The following is a 22,245-nucleotide window of genomic DNA, read 5'->3' on the forward strand; positions in this document are numbered from 1 at the left end:
GATCTGATGGAGCAGCGCACGGCGCTGGTCACCGGCGGCTCGCGCGGCATCGGCCGCGCGGTGGCGCTGCGGCTGGCCGAGGACGGGTACGACGTGGCGTTCTGCTACCGCAGCGGCGGCGAGGCGGCGGCGGAGACCGCCGACGCCGTCAAGCAGCGCGGGGTGCGCTGCTTCCACGCCCCCTGCGACGTGGCCGACCCGGACGCGGCGACGGAGTTCGTCGCCGCCGTCGAGGCGGAGCTCGGCCCGGTGGAGACGCTGGTCAACAGCGCCGGCATCGTCCGGGACAAGCCGCTGGTGCTGATGCCGTTCGCCGACTGGGAGGCGGTGGTGGACACCAACCTCACCGGCACCTACAACTTCTGCCGGGCGGCGGTGTTCAACTTCATGAAGCGCAAGCGCGGCAGCGTGATCAACATGTCCTCGGTCGCCGGGGTGTACGGCAACGCCACCCAGGCCAACTACTCGGCCAGCAAGGGCGGGATCAACGCGATGAGCCGGGCCCTGGCCAAGGAGCTGGGCCCGTACGGGATCCGGGTGAACGTGGTGGCGCCCGGGTTCATCGAGACCGACATGACGGCCGCCCTGCCCGAGAAGGCCCGCTCGAAGGCCGTCGGCATGATCCCGCTGCGCCGGCTCGGCCAGCCGGCCGACGTGGCGGAGCTGGTGTCCTTCCTGGCCTCCGACCGGGCCACCTACATCACCGGTCAGGTGCTCCAGGTCGACGGCGGGATCGTGCTCTGAGGGCCCGAGCCGACCCTGAGCCGGCCTCGAGCCGGCCCCGGTGCAATCGGACAGCGGAGCAGAGAGGAGGGGCCATGGCCCGCAGTTTCGCCGCGCCACTGGACGCGGTCGACCAGGTGGAACCCGGCGCCGACGGGGTCACCGCGACCAAGCGGATCGTGGCCACCGACCCGTACCTGGAGGGCCACTATCCCGGCTTCCCCATCTACCCCGGGGTGTTCACGCTGGAGTCGGTCTACCAGGCGGCCCGCCGGGCCGTCGAGGCCGACCGCGGCCCGGACGCCCGGGTCGAGCTGGCCGTGGTGCGGTCGGTGCGGTTCAAGGCGCCGCTGCTGCCCGGTGACGTCCTCACCGTCAGCTGCCGGCTGACCGACGACCCGGAGGACCCGCGGCGGGTGCGGGCGGTCGCCGACTGCCGCCGCGGCGACGGCGCGGTCAGCGCGAAGGCCACCCTGGAACTGCGCGTGCTGGAGCGGACCGATGCTTGATTACGCCGACCTCACCGCGATCCTGCCGCACCGGCACCCGATCCTGCAGGTCGACCGGGTCCTCGAGGTGGAGCCCGGCCGGCGCGTCGTGGCGACCAAGGCGGTCAGCGGCAGCGAGCCCTGCTTCGCCGGCCTCGCCGACGGGCTGCCGCAGTCCGCGTACGCCTATCCGGCGTCGCTGATCGTGGAGTCGCTCGGGCAGGCCGGGGCGGTGCTCTGGCTGCTCACCGCCAGGGCGGCCGGCGAGACCACGGAGGGGACCCTCGTGTTCGGCGCGGCCCGGGACTTCGAGTTCCTCGGGGCCGCGTACCCCGGCGACGTCATGCGCCACGAGGTGGTCGTGGAGTCGCTCAAAACCAACAGCGCGGTCATGCGCGGCGAGACCTGGGTCGGCGATCGGCGGATCGCCGTCGTCGGCTCGATGCTCGCGGTCGCCCGGCCGGACACCGAACTGGCCGCCGGGCCGACCGGCTGAGCCAGCAACCACACCAGAGAAGGGAAGGCAGCACGATGACCCAGGTCATGAGCAACCGGATGAACGAGCTGCGTGAGGTCGTCGCCGAGGTCCTCGAGGTCGAGCCCGAGGAGATCACCGAGACCAGCCACTTCATCGACGACCACGACGCGGACTCGCTGCGGGCCATCGAGATCCTGGCTCGGCTGGAGAAGATGTACAAGATCGAGATCCCGCAGACCGAGCTGCCCAAGATGGAGAACCTGCGCGCCGTCTACGACGTCGTCAAGCAGTACGCCGGCTGGCAGGACTGACCCACATGACCGCCCTGGTCCCGCCGCGGGGAGCCGCCACGAGCCGGCCACCCCGCGGCGGGCAAGGCTCGGAGGTACGCCGTGACCTGGAATCCCGTCGTCGAGGTGGAGTGCGACGGCGAACGCCTCGGGGTGCACCGCGGCCCGGGCAGCGGCCCGGCGCTGGTGCTCGCCCACGGCCTGGAGGACTCCTGGCACACCTGGCGGCCGTTCGTCGACGCGCTGCGCGGTGACCTCCCCTTCACCCCCTACGCCCTCGACCTGCCGTGGCGAGCCGGCGCACAGTACGCCTGGGTGCACCGCACCAGCCCCGCAACGCTGCTGCGGCACGCCCTGGCGCTGCTCCCCGAACCACCCGCCCTGCTGGTGGGCCACTCGTTCGGGGCGAACGCGGTGCTGGAACTCCTCGCCGAGGCGGACCGTCCCGCGTTCCAGGGCGTCGTGCTGCTCGCCCCGTACTTCCGTCCCCCCGACGACCCGGTCGACTGGCGGCTCTTCGACCGGGAACTCGCCCGGTTCCGCGCGGTGATCGGGGAGGGGGTCCGGCTCAAGCTGGGCGAGCGGCGGCACGCACTCGACCCGGATCTGGTCGACACGATGGTCGCCAAGGCCCTCGAGCGGGTCGGCCCACTCGGCTTCGTCGCCCTGCTCCGCCAGTTCATCACCACCACCGACCTCGAACTCGGCACCGTCCCGGTGCCGACGCTGGTGATCAGCGGCGCCGCCGACGCGGCGCTCGCCGGTCCCCGCACCGAGGCGTTCCGCCGGGCCATGCCGACGGCGACCGTGCACACCCGGTCCGGCGGTGGCCACTTCTGCCATCTGGAACAGGCCGCCGAGGTGACCGCCGAGGTCCGGCGGTTCCTGACGGCGCTCCCCACCCCGATCGAAGCCTGAATCCGAGGAGACCCCCCGACATGCGTAAGCCTCCCCGGCTCTACTTCTCGTTCCGCAGCCCGCGCAGCTGGCTCGCCGTACGCCAGCTCGCGGAACGCTGGCCGGAAGCGCCGGACGCCATCACCTTCGTGCCGCACTGGGTGCCGGATGACGGGCTGCGCGCCGCGCTGGCCGAGGCGGATTCGGCCTTCCTGGACACTCCGATCAGCCGGGCCAAGCACGAGTACCTGCTGGCCGACACCAACCGGCTGGTGCAGCGGTTCGGCTACCGGATGGCGTGGCCGGCGGACATGGACGTCGACTGGGCGGTCCCGCACCTGGCCTGGCTCCACGCCCAGCAGCAGGGGCGCGGCTGGGCGTTCTACCAGGCGGCGGCGCGCGCCCGCTGGGAGCGCGGCGAGAACATCAGCGACCCGGCGGTGCTGGCCGGCCTCGCGACCGAGGCCGGGATCGATCCGGCCGGGACGCGGGCCGCCGTGGCCGACCCGGCCCTGCGCGACGCGGCCGTGCGGGCCCTGGCGAGCGCGTACGACGACGACATCTTCGCGGTGCCGTACTTCATCGCCGGCCGGCACCGGTTCTGGGGCCTGGAGCGGCTCGACGGCTTTCTCGACGCCCTCACCGCCGCCGGAGTACGCCGATGACCGTGTCGGCACCGGCCCGGCCGGCGCCGGCCGGCGGTGGACGCACCGTGCTGCTCGGCACGGTCTCCTCCGACGCGCACACCTGGAACCTGGTCTACCTGCAACTGCTGCTCGAGGAGGCCGGGCACCGGGTGATCAACCTCGGTGCCTGCGTGCCGGAGGAGCTGTTCGCCGCGGAGTGCCACCGGCACAACCCGGATCTGGTGGTGGTCTCCAGCGTCAACGGGCACGGCTGCACGGACGGCAGGCGGCTGGCCGCCGTGCTGCGCGCCGACCCGGCGCTGGCCGCCGTGCCGATCGTCATCGGCGGCAAGCTGGGCGTCGACGGCCGGCTGACCGGGGCGCAGGTCGACGAGCTCTTCGCGGCCGGGTACACCGCCGTCTTCGACGACGGCGCCGACCGGAACCGGTTCCTGGAGTACCTGTGCCGGCTGGAACTGCCCATGGCCGGAGCGGCGCCGTGAGCACCCCCGAGCCCGGCCCGCCGCGCGGCCCGTTCGCCGCGGCCGTCGCCGCCGCGCGGGCCCGGGGCGAGCTGGTCGTCCAGCCCCGGATGGGCTTCGGCGATCCGGCCGCCATGCGCGCCGGGCTGACCGCGGTCGCCCGGGCCCGGGCGACCACCGTGGGCACCATCACCCTGGACAGCTACACCCGGGTCGGCGACCAGGCCGCGGCGGTACGCGCGCTGGCCGACGGGTCACCCCTGAACGGGTACCCGATCGTCGCGCACCCGGTGGAGGTGACCCGCTGGGTGCTCGCCGCCGCGCAGGAGGGCGGCGTGCCGGTGCAGGTGCGGCACGGCTCGGCGCGGCCCGAGGAGATCTTCGCCGCGCTGCTGCGCACCGGGGTGGACGCCACCGAAGGCGGGCCCGTCTCGTACTGCCTGCCGTACAGTCGGGTGCCGCTGCGGGACGCCGTCGACAGCTGGGCCCGCTGCTGCGAGACGTACACCCGGCTGCGCGACTTCGGGGTCGAGCCGCACCTGGAGAGCTTCGGCGGCTGCCTGCTCGGGCAGCTCTGCCCGCCCAGCCTGCTGGTCGCAGTGAGCGTGCTGGAGGGCATGTTCTTCCGGCAGCACGGGCTGCGCAGCGTGTCGCTGAGCTACGCCCAGCAGACCTGCCCCGAGCAGGACGAGGAGGCCCTGGCGGCGCTGCGCCGGCTGATCGACGAACTGCTGCCCGAGCTGGACAGCCACGTGGTGCTCTACACCTACATGGGGGTGTATCCGCGTACCCCCGAGGGGGCGCTGCGGCTGCTCGGCGCCGCCGCCCGGCTGGCCGTACGCGGGGGAGCGGCCCGCCTGATCGTGAAGACCCCGGCCGAGGCGCACCGCATTCCGACCATCGAGGAGAACGTGGCGGCGCTGGAGCACGCCGCCCGGGTCGCCGCCGCCGAGCCGCCCGCCCGCATCGCCGCCCCGGACACCGGCATCTACGCCGAGGCGCGCACGCTCATCGAGGCGGTGCTGGAACTCGGCCCGGACGTGGGCGTGGCCCTGCGCCGCGCCTTCGAGCGCGGCCACCTCGACATCCCGTACTGCCTGCATCCGGACAACGCGGGGCGGGCGCGCGGCTACATCACCGCGCAGGGGCGGCTGGCGTGGGCCCGGCCCGGCCGGATGCCGGTCCGGGTCGACCACCCGGCCGGTGGCCGGCCGGCGGAGATGACCAGCGACGGCCTGCTCACCGCGCTGTCCTACGTCGCCACCCGGTACGACGACGCGGCGCTGCCGACGCTCGGGCCCGAGTCCGTGCGGGAGCTGACGTCAAAAGGTGAAACGAGCTACCCACCGGGGATCGGGCAGCTGACCTCAATCACCTAGCATGGGCTGCCATGGCGCGTACCCGGCCGATCGAACCGCCCGCCGCACCCCTCACCGACGGCGCGGTCACCCTGCGTCCCCGGCGGGAGTCCGATCTTGATGCGATCGCCGCCGCCAGCCGGGACCCGGAAATCCGTCGCTGGCTGGACGACGAACCGATGGACGAGCAGGCGCGGCGGACCAGCCTGGCCCGGGCCGAGGAGGCGTGGCGCAGCGGTACGGCGGCCCCGCTCACGATCGCGGACGCGGTGACCGACGAGCCGGTCGGGCTCATCAACCTCCAGTTCCGCGGTGACGCGGAGGCCAGCGTCGCGTACGGGGTGTTCCCGCAGCGCCGGGGGCGGGGCGTCGCCCCGCGGGCCGTCCGGCTGCTGGCCGGCTGGGCGCTGGCCGACCTGGCGCTGGAGCAGGTGATCCTGGAGACGGACGAGCGGAACATCGCCTCGATCCGGGTCGCCGAGAAGTGCGGCTTCCACCGGGTCGGCACCCGGGTCGAGGCGACGGGGGATGGCGCCCCTCAGACCCTCGTCGTCTTCGCGCTCGGCGGGCGGTGAGCCCGGGTCACCTCGACGCGGCGGGGTCGAAGGCGCGGCGCTCGACCAGGACCAGCCAGTTGCCGGAGTTGTCGCGGGCGACCGCCTCCACCCCGTACGGTCGCTCGGCCGGCTCCTGGATGAACTCGACGCCCTTGGCGAGCAGCTCCTCGTGGGTCTTGCGGCAGTCGTCCACGTCCAGCCCGAGGCCGAACAGGCTGCCCTCGTCCTGGGCGCGCCGTAGGGTGGCCGCCACCTCCGGCGAGTACGGCGGCCCGGGCAGGGTCAGCTGCACCTGCAGCTCCGGCTGGTTCGGGTGCGTGATCGTGCACCACCGGTAGGTGCCGTCGCCCACGGTGATGTCGGTGTGCTCGGCGAACCCGAGCACGTCGAGGTAGAACGCCTTGGCCACGTCGATGTCCTTGACCAGCACGCTGATGATCGAGATGTTCGTAATCACCCGACCAGATTAGAAATGCGCTGGTCAGCCGGGCTTCTCCTGGCTTGCGGAGCCGCGCCGCTCCGCCAGCCCCCACATCAGCACGAAGCACCCCGGGATGCGCGGCGCCCCGGTCGCCGCCCAGCGCCGCTGGAACTCGCTCGGCGGCTCCCCGACGAGTTCCCGGAACCGCCCGCTGAACGAGCCGAGGCTGGTGAACCCGACGGCGTGGCAGACCTCGGTGACGGTGAGGTTGGTGGCCCGCAGCAGGTCCTGGGCCCGCTCGATCCGGCGACGGGACAGGTGGGCGGCGGGGGAGAGGCCGTAGGTGACGGTGAAGAGCCGGTGGAAGTGGTACTTGCTGAGCCCGGCGACCGCGGCGACCGCGGCCAGGTCCAGCGGCTCGGCGTAGTGCCGGTCCATGTGGTCCCGGGCCCGGCGCAGGTGGACCAGCAGATCGGCCGGGGCCCGGCGCGGCGGCATGCTCATCGGTACCGAGGGTAGGCGGTCGACCTGCCGCGACGCCCAGGCCGGGCCGGCCGTCCGGAGCGTTAACAAGGGGCCCCTTCACCTCGTTCGGCGTTAATAAGGGGCCCTTCCTTTCAGGCGGGCGGGGTGGGCGGCAGGGCCAGGGCGAGGGTGAGGTCGAGGACGGTGGCCGGGTCGTGCAGCCGGTCCCCGTACAGCTCGCGCAGCTTGCCCATCCGGTAGCGGACGGTCTGCGGGTGCACGAACAGCTCTGCGGCCACGTCGTCGCGGCGGCCCTGGTGCAGCAGCCAGGACCGGAGCGTCTCGGCGAGCCGGTGCGCGGTGGCCGGGGGCAGCGACGCCAGCGGGCGCAGCGCCTGGGTGCGCAGGTCGGCCAGCCCTTCCGGGTCCAGGCTGAGCAGCAGTTCGGCGAGGTGGTGCTCGGTGTCGACGGGCCCGGCGTCCGGCTCGCCGAGGCCGAGCGCGAGGGCCCGGGTGGCCCGCTCGTACGACGTGCCGACCCGGTGCCACGGCCGGGCCGGCCCGAGCACCGCCCGGTGCCCGGCCAGCAGCCGGGTGAGCTGCCGGCGCCGGCCGCCGTGCATGTCCGGCACCAGCAGCACCGCCAGCTCCTCGGCCGGGTCCATGCCCGGCAGGTCCTCGCCGCTCTCCAGGGTGTGCGGGCTGACCAGGGCGAGCACCGCGCGCAGGTTCCGGCGGGGCAGCAGGACGACGGTGAGCGTCTGCGGCAGTGGCCAGTCCGCCCGTTCGGCGCTGCGGCGTAGGGTCTCCTCCGGCTCCCCGGCGAGCAGCTGCTGGGTGAGACGTTCCAGCTCGCGGCGGCGGACCCGGCCGGCGCTGGCGAGTTCGTCGGCGTGCCCGGCCACGCTGGCGGCCGACAGCTCGTCGATGTACGCGAACATCAGCTCGGCGAACTCGGCCACCGTCCCGGCGGACAGCCCGCTGCGTACGGTGGTGGTCGACACCTCCCGCCACGCCACCCGCGCGCCCACCCGGTACGCGGCCAGCAGCGCGTCCATGCTCCGCCCGGAGCGGGCCTCCCCGCTGCCGAGGGCGTACGCGGCCTCCAGCGCGGGGGCGAGCGGGGTGCTCGGGTCGATGGCCTGCGCCCCCTCGATGAGCTGCAGGAACGTGCCGAGGGCGATCCGGACGGCGTTCTCGATCTTCGCCCGCATCGCGCCGGTGAGCGCGCCCCCCGAGTACGCGGGCACCTCGGCGATGATCGCGCTGACCGTCCGCTCGGCGACCACAGGGAGGTGGTCGCGGAGTCGGGAGGCGACCCGTTCGTCCAGTTCAAGGTGGGCGGCGCGATGGGTCGTCCCAGACTCGTCCGACATCTTGTTCTCTCCGCACAAAAACCCGCGTTTGATTCACCTTCGTCGGACAAGATGTTATGCGATCACGTAGCCACCCTGGTCACATGACCACAACCGCCCGCGCGAAGGTTCCCTTCCGGCGCCAGCTGCTGCGGCTGGCTGAGACGGTAACCACCCCGCTGCTGCCGGCGGACTACCTCGACCTGGTCGCGCCGCTGCGGGCCGGTGCCGCCCTGCGCGGCCGGATCGTGGAGGTACGCCCGGAGACCCGGGACGCGGCGACCGTGGTGATCCAGCCCGGCCGTGGCTGGCGTGGCCACCTGCCCGGCCAGTACGTGCGCCTCGGCGTGGACGTCGACGGGGTGCGCCAGTGGCGGGCGTACTCGGTCACCTCCGTGCCGGGCGGGGCGGACCGGCGGATCACCGTCACGGTGAAGGCGATCCCCGACGGCAAGGTCAGCAACCACCTCGTACGCCGGATCCGGCCCGGCACGATCGTCCAGCTCGACCAGGCGCAGGGCGACTTCGTGCTGCCCGAGGCGACGCCCGAGCGGATCCTGTTCCTCACCGCCGGCAGCGGCATCACCCCGGTCATGGCGATGCTCCGGGCCGGCCTGCCGGCCCGGGCCGACGTCGTGCTGATGCACTCGGCGCCCACCCGGGACGACGTCATCTTCGGCCCGGAGCTGCGGGCGCTCGCCGCGCGCGGCGGGCTGCGGCTGATCGAGCGGCACACCGACACCGACGGCCTGCTCGGCGTCCACGAACTGGACGACCTGGTGCCGGATCACCCGCAGCGCCAGACCTGGGCGTGCGGGCCGGTCGGCCTGCTCGACGCGGTCGAGGAGCACTGGGCGTCCCGGGGGGTGGCCGACCGGTTGCACACCGAGCGGTTCCGGCCGACCGTGATCTCCCCGGGCGAGGGTGGCACGGTCACCTTCACCGACGCCGGCGTGACCGTCGAGGCGGACGGCGCCACTCCCATCCTCGACGCCGGTGAGAACGCCGGGGTGCTCATGCCCTCGGGCTGCCGGATGGGGATCTGCTTCGGCTGCGTCGTCCCGCTGCGCCAGGGCGCGGTGCGCGACCTGCGCAACGGCGACCTCACCACCGCCGTTCCCGGCGACGGCGTGCTCATCCAGACCTGCGTGTCGGCGGCCGCCGGTACCTGCGACATCGAACTCTGACGGGAGGCCACCGACGTGACCGTGATCCAGAAGAAGGCCGTCAACCCGATCGCCCACCTGACCGCCGAGGACATCGAGATCATCGGCAAGGAGCTGGACGCCATCCGGGACCGGGTGATCGTCGACCGGGGCGAGCGGGACGCCCGCTACATCCGCAAGGTCATCAAGACCCAGCGGACGTTGGAGATCAGCAGCCGGGCGGTGCTGCTCTTCTCGCTGTTCCCGCCGGCCTGGATCCTCGGCACCGCCGGCCTCGCCGTGGCCAAGATCCTCGACAACATGGAGATCGGCCACAACGTCCTGCACGGGCAGTGGGACTGGATGCGCGATCCGAAGATCCACTCCACCACCTGGGACTGGGACCACGTCTCCCCGGCCGACCAGTGGAAGCACTCGCACAACGAGCTGCACCACCGGTACACCAACGTGCTCGGCAAGGACAACGACCTCGGGTACGGAATCATGCGGGTGGACGAGGACCAGCCCTGGAGCCCCGGCCACCTGGGTCAGCCGTTCTACAACCTGCTCAACGCCTGCTTCTTCGAGTACGGCATCGCCGCGTACGACCTGGAGCTGGGCGAGAACCTGCGCAACGGCGGGCACAAGGCCCCCGAGTTCCGGGCCCGGGCGAAGGCGGTCGGCCGCAAGATCCGCCGCCAGGTGCTCAAGGACTACGTGGTGCACCCGCTGCTGTCCGGGCCGTCGTTCCTGACCACCCTGGCCGCCACCTTCACCGCGAACCTGATCCGCAACCTGTGGAGCCACTCGGTGATCATGTGCGGGCACTTCCCGAGCGGGGTGGAGACCTTCGAGAAGACCTCCATCGAGGGCGAGACCAAGGGCGAGTGGTACCTGCGGCAGATGCTCGGCTCGGCCAACATCAGCGGCCCCCGGCTGCTGCACATCATGACCGGCAACCTGTCGTACCAGATCGAGCACCACCTCTTCCCCGACCTGCCCAGCAACCGCTACCAGGAGATCGCCCCGCAGGTCCGGGCGCTGTTCGACCGGTACGGGCTGAAGTACACCAGCGGCCCGCTGCCCAAGCAGGTGGCCTCCGCGTGGTGGAAGATCATCCGGCTGTCCCTGCCCAACCGGAAGCGCAAGGCGCCGAAGACGGTGGCCCCGGCGCCGCTGGTCTCCGCGGGCGCCTGACGCACCGGCCCGGAGCCCGGGCGGACCGAGCCGGGGGCGTCCCGGGCGGGTCGCAGCGCGGGAGCACGGTGGACCCCGGAGCGTCATGCCGCTGAGGCATGAATATGACTCAGCGGCATATCGCTCTCAGGACTTGTCCCGCCCGCCTGGGCCGTCGCTGTGCGCCCGCCGGCTCGGGCGGGACAGCACGGCGTCGTACAGTTCCTCCAGCCGCCGGGTCTGCTCGTACAGGTCGAAGTGCGCGGCGACGTGCTCCCGGGCGGCCGCGCCGAGCCGGGCCCGCAGCGCCTCGTCGCCCAGCAGCGCGTCAAGGTGCTCGGCGAGCGCGACCCGATCGCGTTCGGCGCAGAGCAGCCCGGTCTCGCCGTGCCGTACCGCCTCGGGGATGCCGCTGTGGTAGGTCGCGACGGCCGGCAGCCCGGCTGCGGCGGCCTCCAGGATGGTGGTGGGCAACCCCTCGCAGTCCCCGTCGGGGGCGGTCCGCGACGGCGCCGCCAGGATCCGCGACCCGGCCAGGTGGCGGCGGACCGCCTCCGGGCTCTGCGCGCCCAGGAACGTGGCGTCCAGGCCGAGTTCGGCGGCGCGGCGCCGGGTCGCCGCCTCGAGCGGCCCGCTGCCCACGAAGAGCAGCCGGGGCCGGCGTGCGGCGGGCAGCAGCCCGGCCGCCTCGACCAGGTCGTCGACGCCCTTCTTGGCCACGAACCGGCCGACGAAGAGCACGTCCCAGTGCTTCGGCGTCGCCGGGGCGGGCGGCGCGATCGGCACGCCGGTGTGGTGCACCCGCACCCTGGCCGGGTCGGCGCCGAGGGCCACCGCCCGATCGCGGATGAAACCCGACACCGCGATGACCAGGGCCGCCCGGTCGAACGCCTGCCGCAGGTGCCGCCGGGCGCGGACGCCCCGCGCCCCGGGCTGCGCGGGCTGCCGCGTCACGTCCTGCCCGTGCAGGGTCACCACCAGGGGTACGCCGAGCCGCCGCGCGCTGCCGCTGACCAGCCAGCCGTCGCCGCCGAAGTGGGCGTGCACCAGGTCCGGCCGCAGCCGGGCCAGCGCGGTGTCCAGCCGGGCCGCCCGGCCGGTGAGCTTGAGCAGCAGCAGCTCGGCCCGACCACGCGGATCGTCGGGAAAGGCGACCACGTCGGTGTCCCGGGCCAGCGGGGAAGCCACCTTGACCGCGCCCAGGTAGTGGGGCCGCCACCGGGTGAGCGCGTCGCCCTGGCCGCGGATGAAGGTCTCCGACCCGGGCAGCAGGTGGCTGCGCCAGATCACCGCCCTGGGCCCGGACATGGCCGCGGCCCTACGGCCGGCCGCCGCCGGCCACCGGCTTCGGCTTCCCGAGCGTGGCCGGCGTCGGCTCGGCGTGGGCGGCCCGGAGACCCGGCGGGACGACGTCGGACGGCTGGCCGGCGTCGGCGACCACCGCGTCGGCGGGGCTCGCCCCGGGCGCGGGCGGCTGCCCGCCGTGGCGGCGGTCGAGCAGCCGGTCGCGCAGCCGGTGCCGCAGGTCCGGCGGGATCAGCCAGATCTGCAGGTAGGTCACGTAGTCGATGAGGCTCGGCCGACCGTGCCGGCGGGCCTCCGCCAGCAGCGTCCGGAACACCCGGAAGCTGCGCGTGGTGGCGGCCATCGAGCCGATCACGCTCATCGCCAGCGCCGCGTACGCCCGCGGGGTGAGCAGCGGGCGGCTGGTGCGAAGCCACTCGAACTGGGCCTCCCAGGGCGACTGGAGGCTGATCCGCGGCCGGTCCTCGTCCTGGTGCCAGACGACCAGCGGCTCGGCGGCCATCACCAACTCGACGTCCGGGTGGCTGACCGCCCGCAGCGTCCAGTCCAGCTCCTGCTGTCGGCGCAGGCCGACGGTGAACGGCACCCGGCGCAGCAACTCGGTGGGGGCCATGATGGTCGAGGTCTGGATGAAGCCGTCGCCGTGGAACAACCCCCGCCGCACGGTCAGGTACTCGCTGACCGGCTCGCCCGGCTCGGGCAGTCGGCGCGGCAGCACGAACTCGGCCCGGGGGGTGCGGTTGAGCAGCCGGCTCGCCACGACCGGCAGCGGCGCCCGGGCCGACCGCGCCGCCGCCAACTGCACCGCCAGCTTCTCGGGCAGCCACTCGTCGTCGTCGTCCAGGAAGGCCGTCCACGGCGCCCGGGCCTCGCGGACGCCGACGTTGCGGGCGTTCGGCGCGCCGCCCCGCTCGGGCAGCGGCACGACCCGCAGCCGATCGTCCCGCAGCGCGGCCAGCGCCGCCCGGGTCGCCTCGTCTCCGCCGTCGATCACGACGATGACCTCGATGGTGTCGATGGTCTGGGCCAGTGCGCTCTGTACGGCACGCACCACCAGATCCGGCCGGTCGCAGGTGGGAATGACCACGCTGACGTCAGGTGTACGGGTCATGAAAACTCGCTCACTCACACGTGACTTCGAGGTGTATTTGCCGTCGTCGAACCGTCCGGCGGCCGTTCTTCGCCGGGCCGGCTCGTTTTCCAGAGGTCGTGGAAACGCTAATCGGCGCTACGTGTGCAACGGGTTAATGGTGGGTGCCAATCGTCTGGCAAAGCGGACGACTGCCGGTGTCCTGGCAGGTGACAGCCGGTTGATTGCCCCCGTTGGACGCCGTTTCCACGCAATTCCCGCACCGGCCGGGGCCGTCTCGTCGGCGCGGAATTCTGCCGTACACTCGCCGGGCACCGGGCGGACGAAGAATGGGAGAGATCGTTCATGCAGTTCGACGACGCGTCGCGGCACGGCCTCCGCGGCCGGGTGGTCATGCTCGTCGACAACGGGGTCGAGGCGGACTCCCGGGTGCAGAAGGCCGCCCGGTCGGCGGCCGACGCGGGCTGGGACGTGACCCTGCTCGGCTGCGCCCGCACCGACACCGAGCGGGCGTGGCGGCTCGGCCGGGCGCGGGTCCGGGTGCTGCCGATGGGCGCGCCCGCCGGCAGCCCGGCCGGAAGTGTCCGCGGCCTGCGCCAGCGGCTGGTCGGCCGGGGCGGGCTGCCGCTGCGCGTCGCGCGGCTGGCCCGCCGGCCGGTCGAGCACGCCCAGGTCCTCCTCTGGCGCGGCCTGCACGGAGACCGGGCCTGGCGGCGGCTGGAGCCGGGGCTCTGGGGCTACGAGCGGCTCTTCGGTCCGGTCATCGACGAACTGCGGCCCCACCTCATCCACGCGCACGACTTCCGGATGCTCGGGGTGGCCGCCCGCGCCAAACTGCGCGCCCGGGTCGCCGGCCGGCCGGTGCGGCTGGTCTGGGACGCGCACGAGTGGCTGCCCGGCGCCAAGCCCCGGCGGGACAACGCTCGCTGGCTTCCCGCCCACCTCGGGTACGTGCGGGAGTACGTCGGGCAGGCCGATGCGGTGGTCACCGTCTCGGAGACGCTCGCCGAGCTGCTGCGACGCGACCACCACCTGGCCGAACGCCCGGGCGTGCTGCTCAACGCGCCGGTGACCGCCACCGCCGAGCCGATCGCCGCCGAGCCGGCCGCCGCCGAGCCGACCGCCGTCGGGCCGACCGCCGTCGGGCCGGCCGCCGTCGGGCCGGTCGGCGGTGTGGAGCGCGCGCCCGACCTGCGGCGGCTCTGCGGCGTCGACCGGGACACGCCGCTGCTGGTCTACAGCGGCGCGATGGCCCCGCAACGCGGCCTGGACACCGTGATCGAGGCGTTGCCCCGGCTGCCCGGCGCACACCTGGCCCTGGTGGTCAATGACCCGGCCGCCCCGTACGTGCGGCAGCTGATGGCCCGGGCCGACCGCCTCGGCCTGCCGGACCGGGTGCACGTGGTGCCGTACGTGCCGCACCGGCAGCTGGTGGCGTTCCTCAGCGGCGCCGACGTGGGGCTCATCCCCCTGCACCACTGGCCCAACCACGAGATCGCCCTCATCACCAAGTTCTTCGAGTACTCCCACGCCCGGCTGCCGATCGTGGTCAGCGACGTACGGACCATGGCGGAGACCGTCCGGGCCACCGGCCAGGGCGAGGTGTTCCGGGCCCGGGACGCGGCCGACCTGATCCGCGCCGTGCGGGCGGTGCTCGCCGAGCCGCAGCGCTACCGGGCCGCGTACGAGGGGCCGGAATCGCCGCTGCCGGGCTGGACCTGGGAGGCGCAGGCCCGGAAGCTCGACGCGCTCTACCGGCGGCTGCTGACGCCGGCCGCCGACGACCCGACCACGGAGGCCCGCGCCCGATGAGTGCCCCGGACGTGAGCGTGGTGGTGCCCGTCTACAACACCATGCCGTACCTGACCCGCTGCCTGAACTCCCTGGTCGAGCAGACCATCGGCCCGGACCGGCTCCAGGTCGTCGCCGTCGACGACGGGTCGACCGACGCCAGCGGCGCCGAGCTGGACCGGTTCGCCGCCCGGCACCCCGGCGTGTTCACCGTCATCCACCAGGCCAACTCGGGCGGTCCCGCCGGCCCGTGCAACCGGGGCCTGGACGCGGCCGCCGGCCGGTACGTCTTCTTCGTCGGCGCCGACGACCACCTCGGCCCCGACGCGCTGCGCCGGCTGGTGACCGCCGCCGACGACTGGGAGTCCGACGTGGTGCTGGGCCGGGTGGTGGGGGTCAACAGCCGGCACATCTACCAGGACATCTTCGCCCGTACCCGGAAAGACCTGGACCTCTTCGACTCACCGCTGCCGCGCTCGCTGGCCAACACCAAGCTGTTCCGGCGCGAGCTGCTGGAAAAGTACGGCATCCGCTACCGGGAGGACCTGCCGCTCGGCAGCGACCTGCCGTTCACCCTCGAAGCCTGCTACCGGGCCCGGCGCGTCTCGGTGCTGGCCGACTACGACTACTACCACGCGGTCCGCCGGCACCGCGCCACCAACATCACCTACCTGAGCCGGCACGCGGACCGGCTGCGGGCGGTCGAGGCGACCGCCGCGTTCGTCGCCGAGTTGATCCCCGCCGGCCGGCAGCGCGACGCGATCCTCGCCCGCCGGTTCGACCACGAGATCGCCAAGCTGCTGGAGGACGACCTCCTCCGCCTCGACCGGGACACCCAACAGCTCGTCCACGACGGCATCGGCCGGCTCGTCCGAGCGCACCTCACCGACGGGATCGCCGCCCAGCTCAACGCCGAGACCCGGATCCGGCTCGCGCTGACCCGCGACGGCACGCTCGACGACCTGCTCGCCGTGATCCGCCAGGACGCCCGGGCCGGCGTGCCGCCCACGGTCGTCGACGGCGACCGGCGGTACGCGGCCTACCCCGGCTTCCGCGACCCCGACCGCAACCTGCCGGACTCCTGCTTCGAGGTGCCCCCCGACTGGTACGCCAAACTCGACGCCACCGCGCTGGCCTGGGAGAACGACGAACGCGGCGACAAGGTGCTGACCATCACCGCGGTCAGCCCGCTGCCCGACCTGGCCGCCGTCGGCGCCGAGCCCCTCGCGGTCAGCGCCGAGGAGATCCCCGGCCAGGTCACCACCGTCGACCGGGGCGCGCACGGCACCACCCTGCGGATCCGGTTCCGGGCCGACGAGCTGCTCGCCGCCAGCGGCCCGACCGGGCAGCGCCGGGCGATCTCCGCGCAGGTCGGCGGCTTCGACCCCGGCCGGGCGGCGGGCGCGGCGACGGCCACCGGCGCGGCCGGCTCCGCCGCCGTCCGCGCCCCCCGGGTCCGGGCCACGGTGCCGCTGGTACGCCGGCGCGGCGGCCGGCTGTACGTGGTCACGCCGGTGCTCGACGAGTCCGGCCGGCTGATGATCTCGGTCGTGCCGGTCACCGCCTCCCGGGTGGCCGCCCAGCTGCGCCGGGCCCTGCGGCGGCACCGGTAGCCCGGTGCCGGGCGGAATTTCGCTGGGCGACGCCGCCGTCGACCGGCTACGGTCGGGGCATGCAGATCAGGCGCAGCACCATCGCCGCCGCGCGAGCTTCCCGCTCGCCGGTTGCCGCCGCCTGACCGTACCCAATTCCTCGCCGGCGACCGGAAACGGTCCGCCGGCGTCGCCGTGTCACGCCACCGCCCGCGCGGCGGACCCTTCCCGTCGCCCCGACCCGGAAGGCGAACGCCGTGACACCCGACCAGATCCTCGACACGTTCCTCGACCACTACCACCGCCGCGACCACTGGGAGGCGCCGGAGAGTTCCCTCATTCCGCCGCCCGGCGACCCGGTGCTCTTCACTACCTCCGGCATGCACCCGCTCACGCCGTACCTCCTGGGCCGCCCCCATCCGGGCGGCCGGCGCCTGGTCAACGTGCAGCGCTGCCTGCGCACCACCGACCTGGACGAGGTCGGCGATCGTACCCACCTGACCGTCTTCCACATGCTCGGCTCCTGGTCGCTCGGCGACTACGACATCGCGACCAGCCTCCGCTGGGGCTTCGAACTGCTCACCGAGGGCTTCGGCGTCGACCCCGGCCGGCTGCACGCGACCGTCTTCGGCGGCGACCACCAGATCGGCCCGGACGAGACCGCCTGGGCGACCTGGACCGAGCTGGGCGTGCCGGTCGAGGCGAACGGCGCGGACAACTGGTGGTCCAACGGCCCGACCGGCCCGTGCGGCCCCGACTCGGAGATCTTCGTCTGGACCGGGGACGGGCCACCCACCGGCACGCCCGGCACCGACGACCGGTGGATGGAAGTCTGGAACCACGTCCAGATGCGCCTCCACCGCCACGACGACGGCCGGCTCACCCCGCTGCCGGTGTCCAACATCGACACCGGGATGGGGCTGGAGCGCCTGGAGATGGTCCTGCGCGGCGACCGGTCGGTCTTCGCGGGCGACGGGCTGCGACCGTGGGTCGAGGCCGTCCAGGACCGGTGGCCGCTGGACGGGCCGGACCTGCGGATCGTCGCGGACCACCTGCGCTCCGCCGTGGTGGTGCTCGGCGACGGCGTACGGCCCGGCAACACCGGACGCGGGTACGTGCTGCGCCGCCTCGTCCGCCGGGCGCTCACCGTGCTGTGGCGGGACGACCCGACCCGCGGCCTGACCGAGTTGCCCGTCGACCCGTACGCGGACACGCTGCGCCGGTTCCGGCAGCGGGCGGAGGTGGAGCCGCTGCGCGCGGTGCTCCTCGACGAGGAGCGGCGCTTCCGCGGCCTGCTGCGCCGGGGCCGCCCGCTGGTCGACCGGCTCCGCACCCGCGGGCCGCTCACCGAGCGTGACTACCACTGGCTGCACGACACCCACGGGCTCCCCCGCGACCTGGTCGACGGCCTGCTCACCGAGGCCGGCTGACCCGAGCAAAGGACACGGGAAGATAACTGAGGGATACAAGGTCGTCGAAGATCGCTAGCCTCGATGGCTGACCAGACGACGCCGTCTGGAGTTAGGGGGAGGATGGATGAAACTTCGCAGGAAGGTGCTGCCGCCCGTGGCGGCGGCCGGTGCACTGGCCATCGTCACAAGCCTCACGGGCTTACCCTCGGCGGCGCACGCCGCTCCGGCGTCGGCGGCGGCTGACGCCCCGATCACCCACGCGGAGAATCCACGGGTTCCCGTGGGGGCCGCGTGGACGGAGGCGTACTTCCCGTCCTCGGACGGCAGCGACGTCGAGCTGCACGCCGACGTGCTGCGCCCGGCGCACCTGCCGGCGGACGCGAAGACGCCGGTGATCCTGTCGGTGGGCCCGTACTTCTCGCACGCGGGGGAGACCTCCCCCGCGGGATGGGACCGGGTCGGGCCGTCGGCGCGCTTCCAGGATTTCATCGACGGCGCGCGGCTCATGGCGCGTGGATACACCTTCGTGATGGTCGACCTGCGTGGCTTCGGCGGCAGCACCGGATGCCTGGACTTCCTCGGCCCCGGGGAGCAGGCCGACATCGCGGCAGCTGTCGAGTGGGCAGCGAGCCAGCCGTGGTCGACCGGCAAGGTGGGCATGTACGGCAAGTCGTACGACGCCAACACCGGGCTGGCGGCCAACACCCTCAAGCTCAAGCCGCTGCGGGCGATCGTCTCCCAGGAACCGACCTGGAACCGGTACAACTACCTGTTCAGCAACGGGGTGCCGCGGTCCAACGCGACCAGCACCCCGCGGAGCTACTACTCGATCGCGACCATGCGGCCGCTGGCCGACGACAGCGACCGCTACAAGGCGAACGCCGAGTACGAGAAGAGTCACCCCGAGTGCGAGAGTGACAACCTCACCAACACCCAGAACCCCGACCCGAAGTCGCCGTTCTGGCGGGCCCGCGACTTCGCCTCCCGCGCGGCCGGGTCCCAGACGCCGCTGTTCGTCACGTCGGGCTTCATCGAGGACAACACCAAGCCCGAGGACATGCAGAAGTACCTGGCCAACCACCAGGGTCCGGAACGCGGTTGGCTCGGCCCGTGGGAACACGTGCGCGGCAACGACACCACCAGCAGGGGCCAGCTCAAGATGGGCCGGGCGGGCTGGTTCGACGAGGTGATGCGCTTCTACGACCAGCACCTGCGCGGCCTCGAACCGTCGGTGACCGACCCGGCCTTCTCCATCGAGGACAGCCTCGGCAACTGGCGCGCCCAGTCGACCTGGCCGGTGACCAACGACGCGTACAAGGTGCGGCTGTCGCCCGGGCAGTACGTCGACAGCGGCAGCAACGCGCAGGCGGCCGCCCTGTCGATGACGGCACCGCAGGCCGACGGCTGGGACATCGAGTACGCGCCGGAGGCCGGCTCGCTGTCGACCGACCAGACGAGCCCGCTCAGCGCCGACGCGCCCGGCAACAGCTACTGGACCTTCTCCACGCCCGCCGCCGAGCAGGTGCGGATCACCGGCACGCCGGAGATCAGGCTGATGACCAGGGGCCAGGGCAACGTCTGGGTACGGCTGTGGGACGTCGCTCCGGACGGCAGGGCGACGATGTTCAACGAGAACGTCGCCGTGCTGGACCACAGTGGATCGACCTCGTTCGCCCTGAAGGCGACCGACTGGACCTTCGAGCCGGGGCACCGGCTGGGGGTCCAGGTCGGGACCATCGCCTCACGGGGCTGGCGGGCCGTACCCTCGGGCGAGACGATCACCGTCACCGACGCGCACCTCGCGCTGGAGGTGCAGGACCCGCGGTTCGACTCGCCGACCCAGGGTGAGCGCTCGCCGTACCTGGACACGTACGTGCGGGCGAACACCACCACGCTCAACAACGTCGGCGCCGGCACCTTCCCGCTGAGCAACTCAAAGCAGGGATGACCGGTAGGCTGCCTGGCACCCGCGCCTGACGGGTGCCAGGCAGCCCGTCACCGCCCGGCGGAGCGGGCCGGTGCCGGCTACGGGACCACGCGTCTCGCGTATCAGGTGATAATCACGTTCATGGCCTGGTCCGAGGCGCGGTCAGACGAGCCGTCAACCCCAACGTCGCGAGTCATCACCGGCGCCGCTGTCATGCTGGCCTGGTTCGCTGCTGCCGTCGCCGCGATGGTCTACTGGGTGGCGCATCAGTCGAACCGGGCAGGTGCCTGCGGCAGCTTCTGCCTCTCGGATCAGGTCAAGGCCTTCCTCGCGGCGTTCTTCATCGGAATACCAGTCGTCGCCGTCGGCCTGATCGCCGCTGTGCTCCTCCTCGTGTCACTCGTACGGCGGATCCGTTCGGGGTGGCTCGCGGGCATTCTCGCCGGCGTTGGTGGCCTCGTCACCGGACTGGTCGTCGTGGTCGGTGGGCTCGAGATCTGGGCCTGGGTCGCGGCGACCGCCGGCTGGTGATGCGCCCGCGCCGGGACCAACAAGTGGCTACCCGGCTAATGTCCGACGCATGACGATTCGCCGTGCCGTGCCCGACATCACCACCGCCGACCCGGTCGCGAGCAGCGCCTTCTACCAGCTTCTCGGCTTTCGTGAGGAGATGAACCTGGGCTGGGTGGTCAACCTGGTCTCGCCGGCCAACCCCACTGCCCAGGTCATCCTCATCAGCAAGGATGCAGCGGCCCCCGTCAACCCGGACCTCACCGTGGAGGTCGATGACGTCGACGCCGCCTACGAGGCGGTACGCGCGACCGGCGCGGAGATCGTGCACCCGATCACCGACGAGGAGTGGGGCGTCCGGCGTTTCTTCGTCCGCGACCCGGACGGCAAGGTGGTCAACGTCGTCAGCCACCGCTGACCGGCAGGAGGGCGAAGTCGGGTGCCGGCCGGCTGGAGCCGATCGTGCGGCGAGCGCGACTCGCCGAGGCGACACGGTTCGCGGCGGAAAGTGCGCCGGCCGCCGCGATCCGTCACGATGACCTCCGAGAAACCTTCGCCGGGCCGCGCCGCCGACCCGACGACGGTACGGCCGGAAGGAGACCTGTGTCGTCCTCGTCCACCCTGCTGTCCCGGCGCGACCTGGCGTTCCTGCTCTACGACTGGCTGGACGTGCCCCGGCTGACCGAGCGACCCCGCTACGCCGAACACTCCCGCGATACCTTCGACGCCGCGCTGGACCTCTCCGCCCAGGTCGCCGTCGAGCAGTTCGCCACCCACAACCGGGCCGCCGACGCCACCGAACCCAGCTACGACGGCCGCCGGGTGCACACCATCCCCCAGGTCAAGGCCGCCCTGGACGCCTTCGCCCAGACCGGGCTGCTGGGCGCCACCATGGACACCTCGATCGGCGGCATGCAGCTGCCGCACACGGTCGCCGCCGCCTGCTTCGCCTGGTTCCAGGCCGCCAACGTGGCCACCTCCGCGTACCCGATGCTCACCCTGGGTGCCGCCAACCTGCTGCTCACCCATGGCAGCGCCGAGCAGATCGACGCCTGGGTGCGGCCCATGGTCGAGGGGCGCTTCTGCGGCACCATGTGCCTCTCCGAGCCGCAGGCCGGCAGCTCCCTCGCCGACATCACCACCCGCGCCGAGCCGCAGGACGACGGGACGTACCGGCTCGTCGGCACCAAGATGTGGGTCTCCGGCGGGGACCACGAGCTGGCCGAGAACATCGTCCACCTGGTCCTCGCGCGGATCCCCGGCGGACCGCCCGGAGTGAAGGGCCTCTCGCTGTTCATCGTGCCGAAGGCGCTGCTCGACGCCGACGGCGCGCTCGGCCCGCGCAACGACGTGGTGCTGATCGGGCTCAACCACAAGCTGGGCTACCGGGGCACCACCAACACGTTGCTCAACTTCGGCGAGGGCGTGCACCGCCCGTACGGGCGGCCCGGGGCGGTCGGCTATCTGGTGGGGGAGCCGCACCAGGGGCTCGCGCAGATGTTCACCATGATGAACGAGGCGCGGATCGGCGTCGGGGCCGGCGCCACCGCCCTCGGCTACACCGCCTACCTCAAGTCCGTCGCGTACGCCCGCCAACGCCCGCAGGGACGCCCGGTCGCCGACAAGGACCCGACCACGCCGCAGGTGCCGATCGTGGCGCACGCCGACGTACGGCGGATGCTGCTGGCGCAGAAGAGCTACGTCGAAGGGGCGCTCGCGCTGATCCTCTACTGCGGACGGCTGCTCGACGAGGAGAAGACCGCGTCCGCCGAGGCCGACCGCGCCCGGGCCCACCTGCTGCTGGAGCTGCTCACCCCGATCGCCAAGAGCTGGCCGGCACAATGGTGCCTGGCCGCCAACGACCTGGCCATCCAGGTCCACGGCGGCTACGGCTACACCCGCGACCACGACGTCGAGCAGCACTGGCGGGACAACCGGCTCAACGCCATCCACGAGGGCACCCACGGCATCCAGGCGCTCGACCTGCTCGGCCGCAAGGTCACCATGCGCGGCGGGGCGGGGCTGGAGCTGCTGCTGGAGACGATCCGAGCGACGGTGGCGCGGGCCTGGAAAGCCGAGGGCGAGGCGGCCGAGCTGGCCGGCCCCGGACGGCGCGGTGGACAACGACGCCACGCTGGAGGCGTACGCCCGGATGGC

The 22,245-nt window shown here is 73.1% G+C and carries 23 protein-coding genes; 18 read left to right on the forward strand and 5 right to left on the reverse strand.

The annotated features are described in order from the left end of the window. Nucleotides 1-6: 6 nt before the first annotated feature. The 9 genes from fabG (at nucleotide 7) to ABZ570_RS01785 (ending at nucleotide 5,917) form a co-directional block, all read left to right on the forward strand. Nucleotides 7-744, forward strand: a complete 738-nt coding sequence (gene fabG / locus ABZ570_RS01745) for a 3-oxoacyl-[acyl-carrier-protein] reductase (RefSeq protein ID WP_358055651.1) — start codon at nucleotides 7-9, stop codon at nucleotides 742-744. Nucleotides 745-818: 74 nt separating this feature from the next. Further along, the gene (locus ABZ570_RS01750) at nucleotides 819-1,232 is read left to right on the forward strand and encodes a 3-hydroxyacyl-ACP dehydratase (protein ID WP_358055653.1); all 414 of its coding nucleotides are present in this window, start codon (nucleotides 819-821) and stop codon (nucleotides 1,230-1,232) included. Beyond that, the gene (locus tag ABZ570_RS01755; protein WP_358055655.1) at nucleotides 1,225-1,707 is read left to right on the forward strand and encodes a 3-hydroxyacyl-ACP dehydratase FabZ family protein; all 483 of its coding nucleotides are present in this window, start codon (nucleotides 1,225-1,227) and stop codon (nucleotides 1,705-1,707) included. The genes ABZ570_RS01750 and ABZ570_RS01755 overlap by 8 nt, the downstream gene beginning before the upstream one ends. A gap of 35 nt (nucleotides 1,708-1,742) precedes the next feature. Continuing rightward, a complete protein-coding gene (locus ABZ570_RS01760; protein WP_357858894.1) occupies nucleotides 1,743-2,000 on the forward strand; it encodes an acyl carrier protein in 258 nt (85 codons plus the stop codon). Nucleotides 2,001-2,081: 81 nt separating this feature from the next. Then, entirely contained in the window at nucleotides 2,082-2,897 is an 816-nt protein-coding gene (locus ABZ570_RS01765) for an alpha/beta hydrolase (protein WP_358055657.1), read from the forward strand. Between the two features lie 20 nt (nucleotides 2,898-2,917). Beyond that, nucleotides 2,918-3,541: a DsbA family protein gene (locus tag ABZ570_RS01770; protein WP_358055659.1), complete on the forward strand. Its 624-nt coding sequence runs from the start codon at nucleotides 2,918-2,920 to the stop codon at nucleotides 3,539-3,541. Beyond that, nucleotides 3,538-4,005, forward strand: a complete 468-nt coding sequence (locus ABZ570_RS01775) for a cobalamin-dependent protein (RefSeq protein WP_358055661.1) — start codon at nucleotides 3,538-3,540, stop codon at nucleotides 4,003-4,005. The genes ABZ570_RS01770 and ABZ570_RS01775 overlap by 4 nt, the downstream gene beginning before the upstream one ends. Next, on the forward strand, nucleotides 4,002-5,363 hold the full coding sequence (locus tag ABZ570_RS01780; RefSeq protein WP_358055663.1) for a methylaspartate mutase: 1,362 nt from the start codon (nucleotides 4,002-4,004) through the stop codon (nucleotides 5,361-5,363). The genes ABZ570_RS01775 and ABZ570_RS01780 overlap by 4 nt, the downstream gene beginning before the upstream one ends. Nucleotides 5,364-5,374: 11 nt before the next feature. Then, nucleotides 5,375-5,917 carry a GNAT family N-acetyltransferase gene (locus ABZ570_RS01785; protein ID WP_358055665.1) on the forward strand — a complete coding sequence of 181 codons (543 nt, stop codon included), beginning with the start codon at nucleotides 5,375-5,377 and terminating at the stop codon, nucleotides 5,915-5,917. A gap of 7 nt (nucleotides 5,918-5,924) precedes the next feature. Here ABZ570_RS01785 and ABZ570_RS01790 read toward each other — a convergent pair whose 3' ends face one another. From ABZ570_RS01790 to ABZ570_RS01800, 3 genes are all read right to left on the reverse strand, one after another. Then, the gene (locus tag ABZ570_RS01790) at nucleotides 5,925-6,356 is read right to left on the reverse strand and encodes a VOC family protein (protein WP_358055667.1); all 432 of its coding nucleotides are present in this window, start codon (nucleotides 6,354-6,356) and stop codon (nucleotides 5,925-5,927) included. Between the two features lie 24 nt (nucleotides 6,357-6,380). After that, the gene (locus ABZ570_RS01795) at nucleotides 6,381-6,824 is read right to left on the reverse strand and encodes an AraC family transcriptional regulator (protein ID WP_358055669.1); all 444 of its coding nucleotides are present in this window, start codon (nucleotides 6,822-6,824) and stop codon (nucleotides 6,381-6,383) included. Nucleotides 6,825-6,937: 113 nt separating this feature from the next. Continuing rightward, the gene (locus tag ABZ570_RS01800) at nucleotides 6,938-8,161 is read right to left on the reverse strand and encodes a helix-turn-helix domain-containing protein (protein WP_358055671.1); all 1,224 of its coding nucleotides are present in this window, start codon (nucleotides 8,159-8,161) and stop codon (nucleotides 6,938-6,940) included. A gap of 83 nt (nucleotides 8,162-8,244) precedes the next feature. Between ABZ570_RS01800 and ABZ570_RS01805 the strand changes: the two genes are divergently transcribed. Both ABZ570_RS01805 and ABZ570_RS01810 read left to right on the forward strand, forming a co-directional pair. Next, nucleotides 8,245-9,327: a ferredoxin reductase gene (locus ABZ570_RS01805; protein WP_358055673.1), complete on the forward strand. Its 1,083-nt coding sequence runs from the start codon at nucleotides 8,245-8,247 to the stop codon at nucleotides 9,325-9,327. A gap of 15 nt (nucleotides 9,328-9,342) precedes the next feature. Then, nucleotides 9,343-10,482, forward strand: coding sequence for an acyl-CoA desaturase (locus ABZ570_RS01810; protein ID WP_358055675.1), 1,140 nt, complete (start codon nucleotides 9,343-9,345; stop codon nucleotides 10,480-10,482). A 126-nt stretch (nucleotides 10,483-10,608) separates the two neighbouring features. Here the strand turns inward: ABZ570_RS01810 and ABZ570_RS01815 are convergent, their stop codons facing one another. Both ABZ570_RS01815 and ABZ570_RS01820 read right to left on the reverse strand, forming a co-directional pair. After that, nucleotides 10,609-11,769 carry a glycosyltransferase gene (locus ABZ570_RS01815; protein WP_358055677.1) on the reverse strand — a complete coding sequence of 387 codons (1,161 nt, stop codon included), beginning with the start codon at nucleotides 11,767-11,769 and terminating at the stop codon, nucleotides 10,609-10,611. 10 nt (nucleotides 11,770-11,779) lie between these two features. Then, nucleotides 11,780-12,877, reverse strand: a complete 1,098-nt coding sequence (locus tag ABZ570_RS01820) for a glycosyltransferase family 2 protein (RefSeq protein ID WP_358055679.1) — start codon at nucleotides 12,875-12,877, stop codon at nucleotides 11,780-11,782. Nucleotides 12,878-13,201: 324 nt separating this feature from the next. On the opposite strand from ABZ570_RS01820, the gene ABZ570_RS01825 reads away from it, so the two are divergent. The 7 genes from ABZ570_RS01825 to ABZ570_RS01855 all read left to right on the forward strand — a co-directional run. After that, nucleotides 13,202-14,668, forward strand: coding sequence for a glycosyltransferase (locus tag ABZ570_RS01825; RefSeq protein WP_358055681.1), 1,467 nt, complete (start codon nucleotides 13,202-13,204; stop codon nucleotides 14,666-14,668). Next, entirely contained in the window at nucleotides 14,665-16,260 is a 1,596-nt protein-coding gene (locus ABZ570_RS01830; RefSeq protein WP_358055683.1) for a glycosyltransferase, read from the forward strand. The genes ABZ570_RS01825 and ABZ570_RS01830 overlap by 4 nt, the downstream gene beginning before the upstream one ends. 236 nt (nucleotides 16,261-16,496) lie before the next feature. Next, on the forward strand, nucleotides 16,497-17,669 hold the full coding sequence (locus ABZ570_RS01835) for an alanine--tRNA ligase-related protein (protein WP_358055685.1): 1,173 nt from the start codon (nucleotides 16,497-16,499) through the stop codon (nucleotides 17,667-17,669). Between the two features lie 106 nt (nucleotides 17,670-17,775). Then, on the forward strand, nucleotides 17,776-19,599 hold the full coding sequence (locus tag ABZ570_RS01840; RefSeq protein WP_358055687.1) for a CocE/NonD family hydrolase: 1,824 nt from the start codon (nucleotides 17,776-17,778) through the stop codon (nucleotides 19,597-19,599). Between the two features lie 120 nt (nucleotides 19,600-19,719). Further along, complete coding sequence (locus tag ABZ570_RS01845) at nucleotides 19,720-20,109, forward strand: hypothetical protein (protein ID WP_358055689.1); 390 nt, start codon at nucleotides 19,720-19,722, stop codon at nucleotides 20,107-20,109. Nucleotides 20,110-20,158: 49 nt separating this feature from the next. Then, complete coding sequence (locus ABZ570_RS01850; protein WP_358055691.1) at nucleotides 20,159-20,506, forward strand: VOC family protein; 348 nt, start codon at nucleotides 20,159-20,161, stop codon at nucleotides 20,504-20,506. A gap of 185 nt (nucleotides 20,507-20,691) precedes the next feature. Then, the coding region (locus ABZ570_RS01855; protein ID WP_358055693.1) for an acyl-CoA dehydrogenase family protein at nucleotides 20,692-22,245 on the forward strand (1,554 nt) is incomplete at its 3' end.

Origin of the sequence: Micromonospora sp. NPDC007271, from assembly GCF_040634005.1 — a bacterium.
In the GTDB taxonomy this organism is placed as follows: Bacteria; Actinomycetota; Actinomycetes; order Mycobacteriales; family Micromonosporaceae; genus Micromonospora.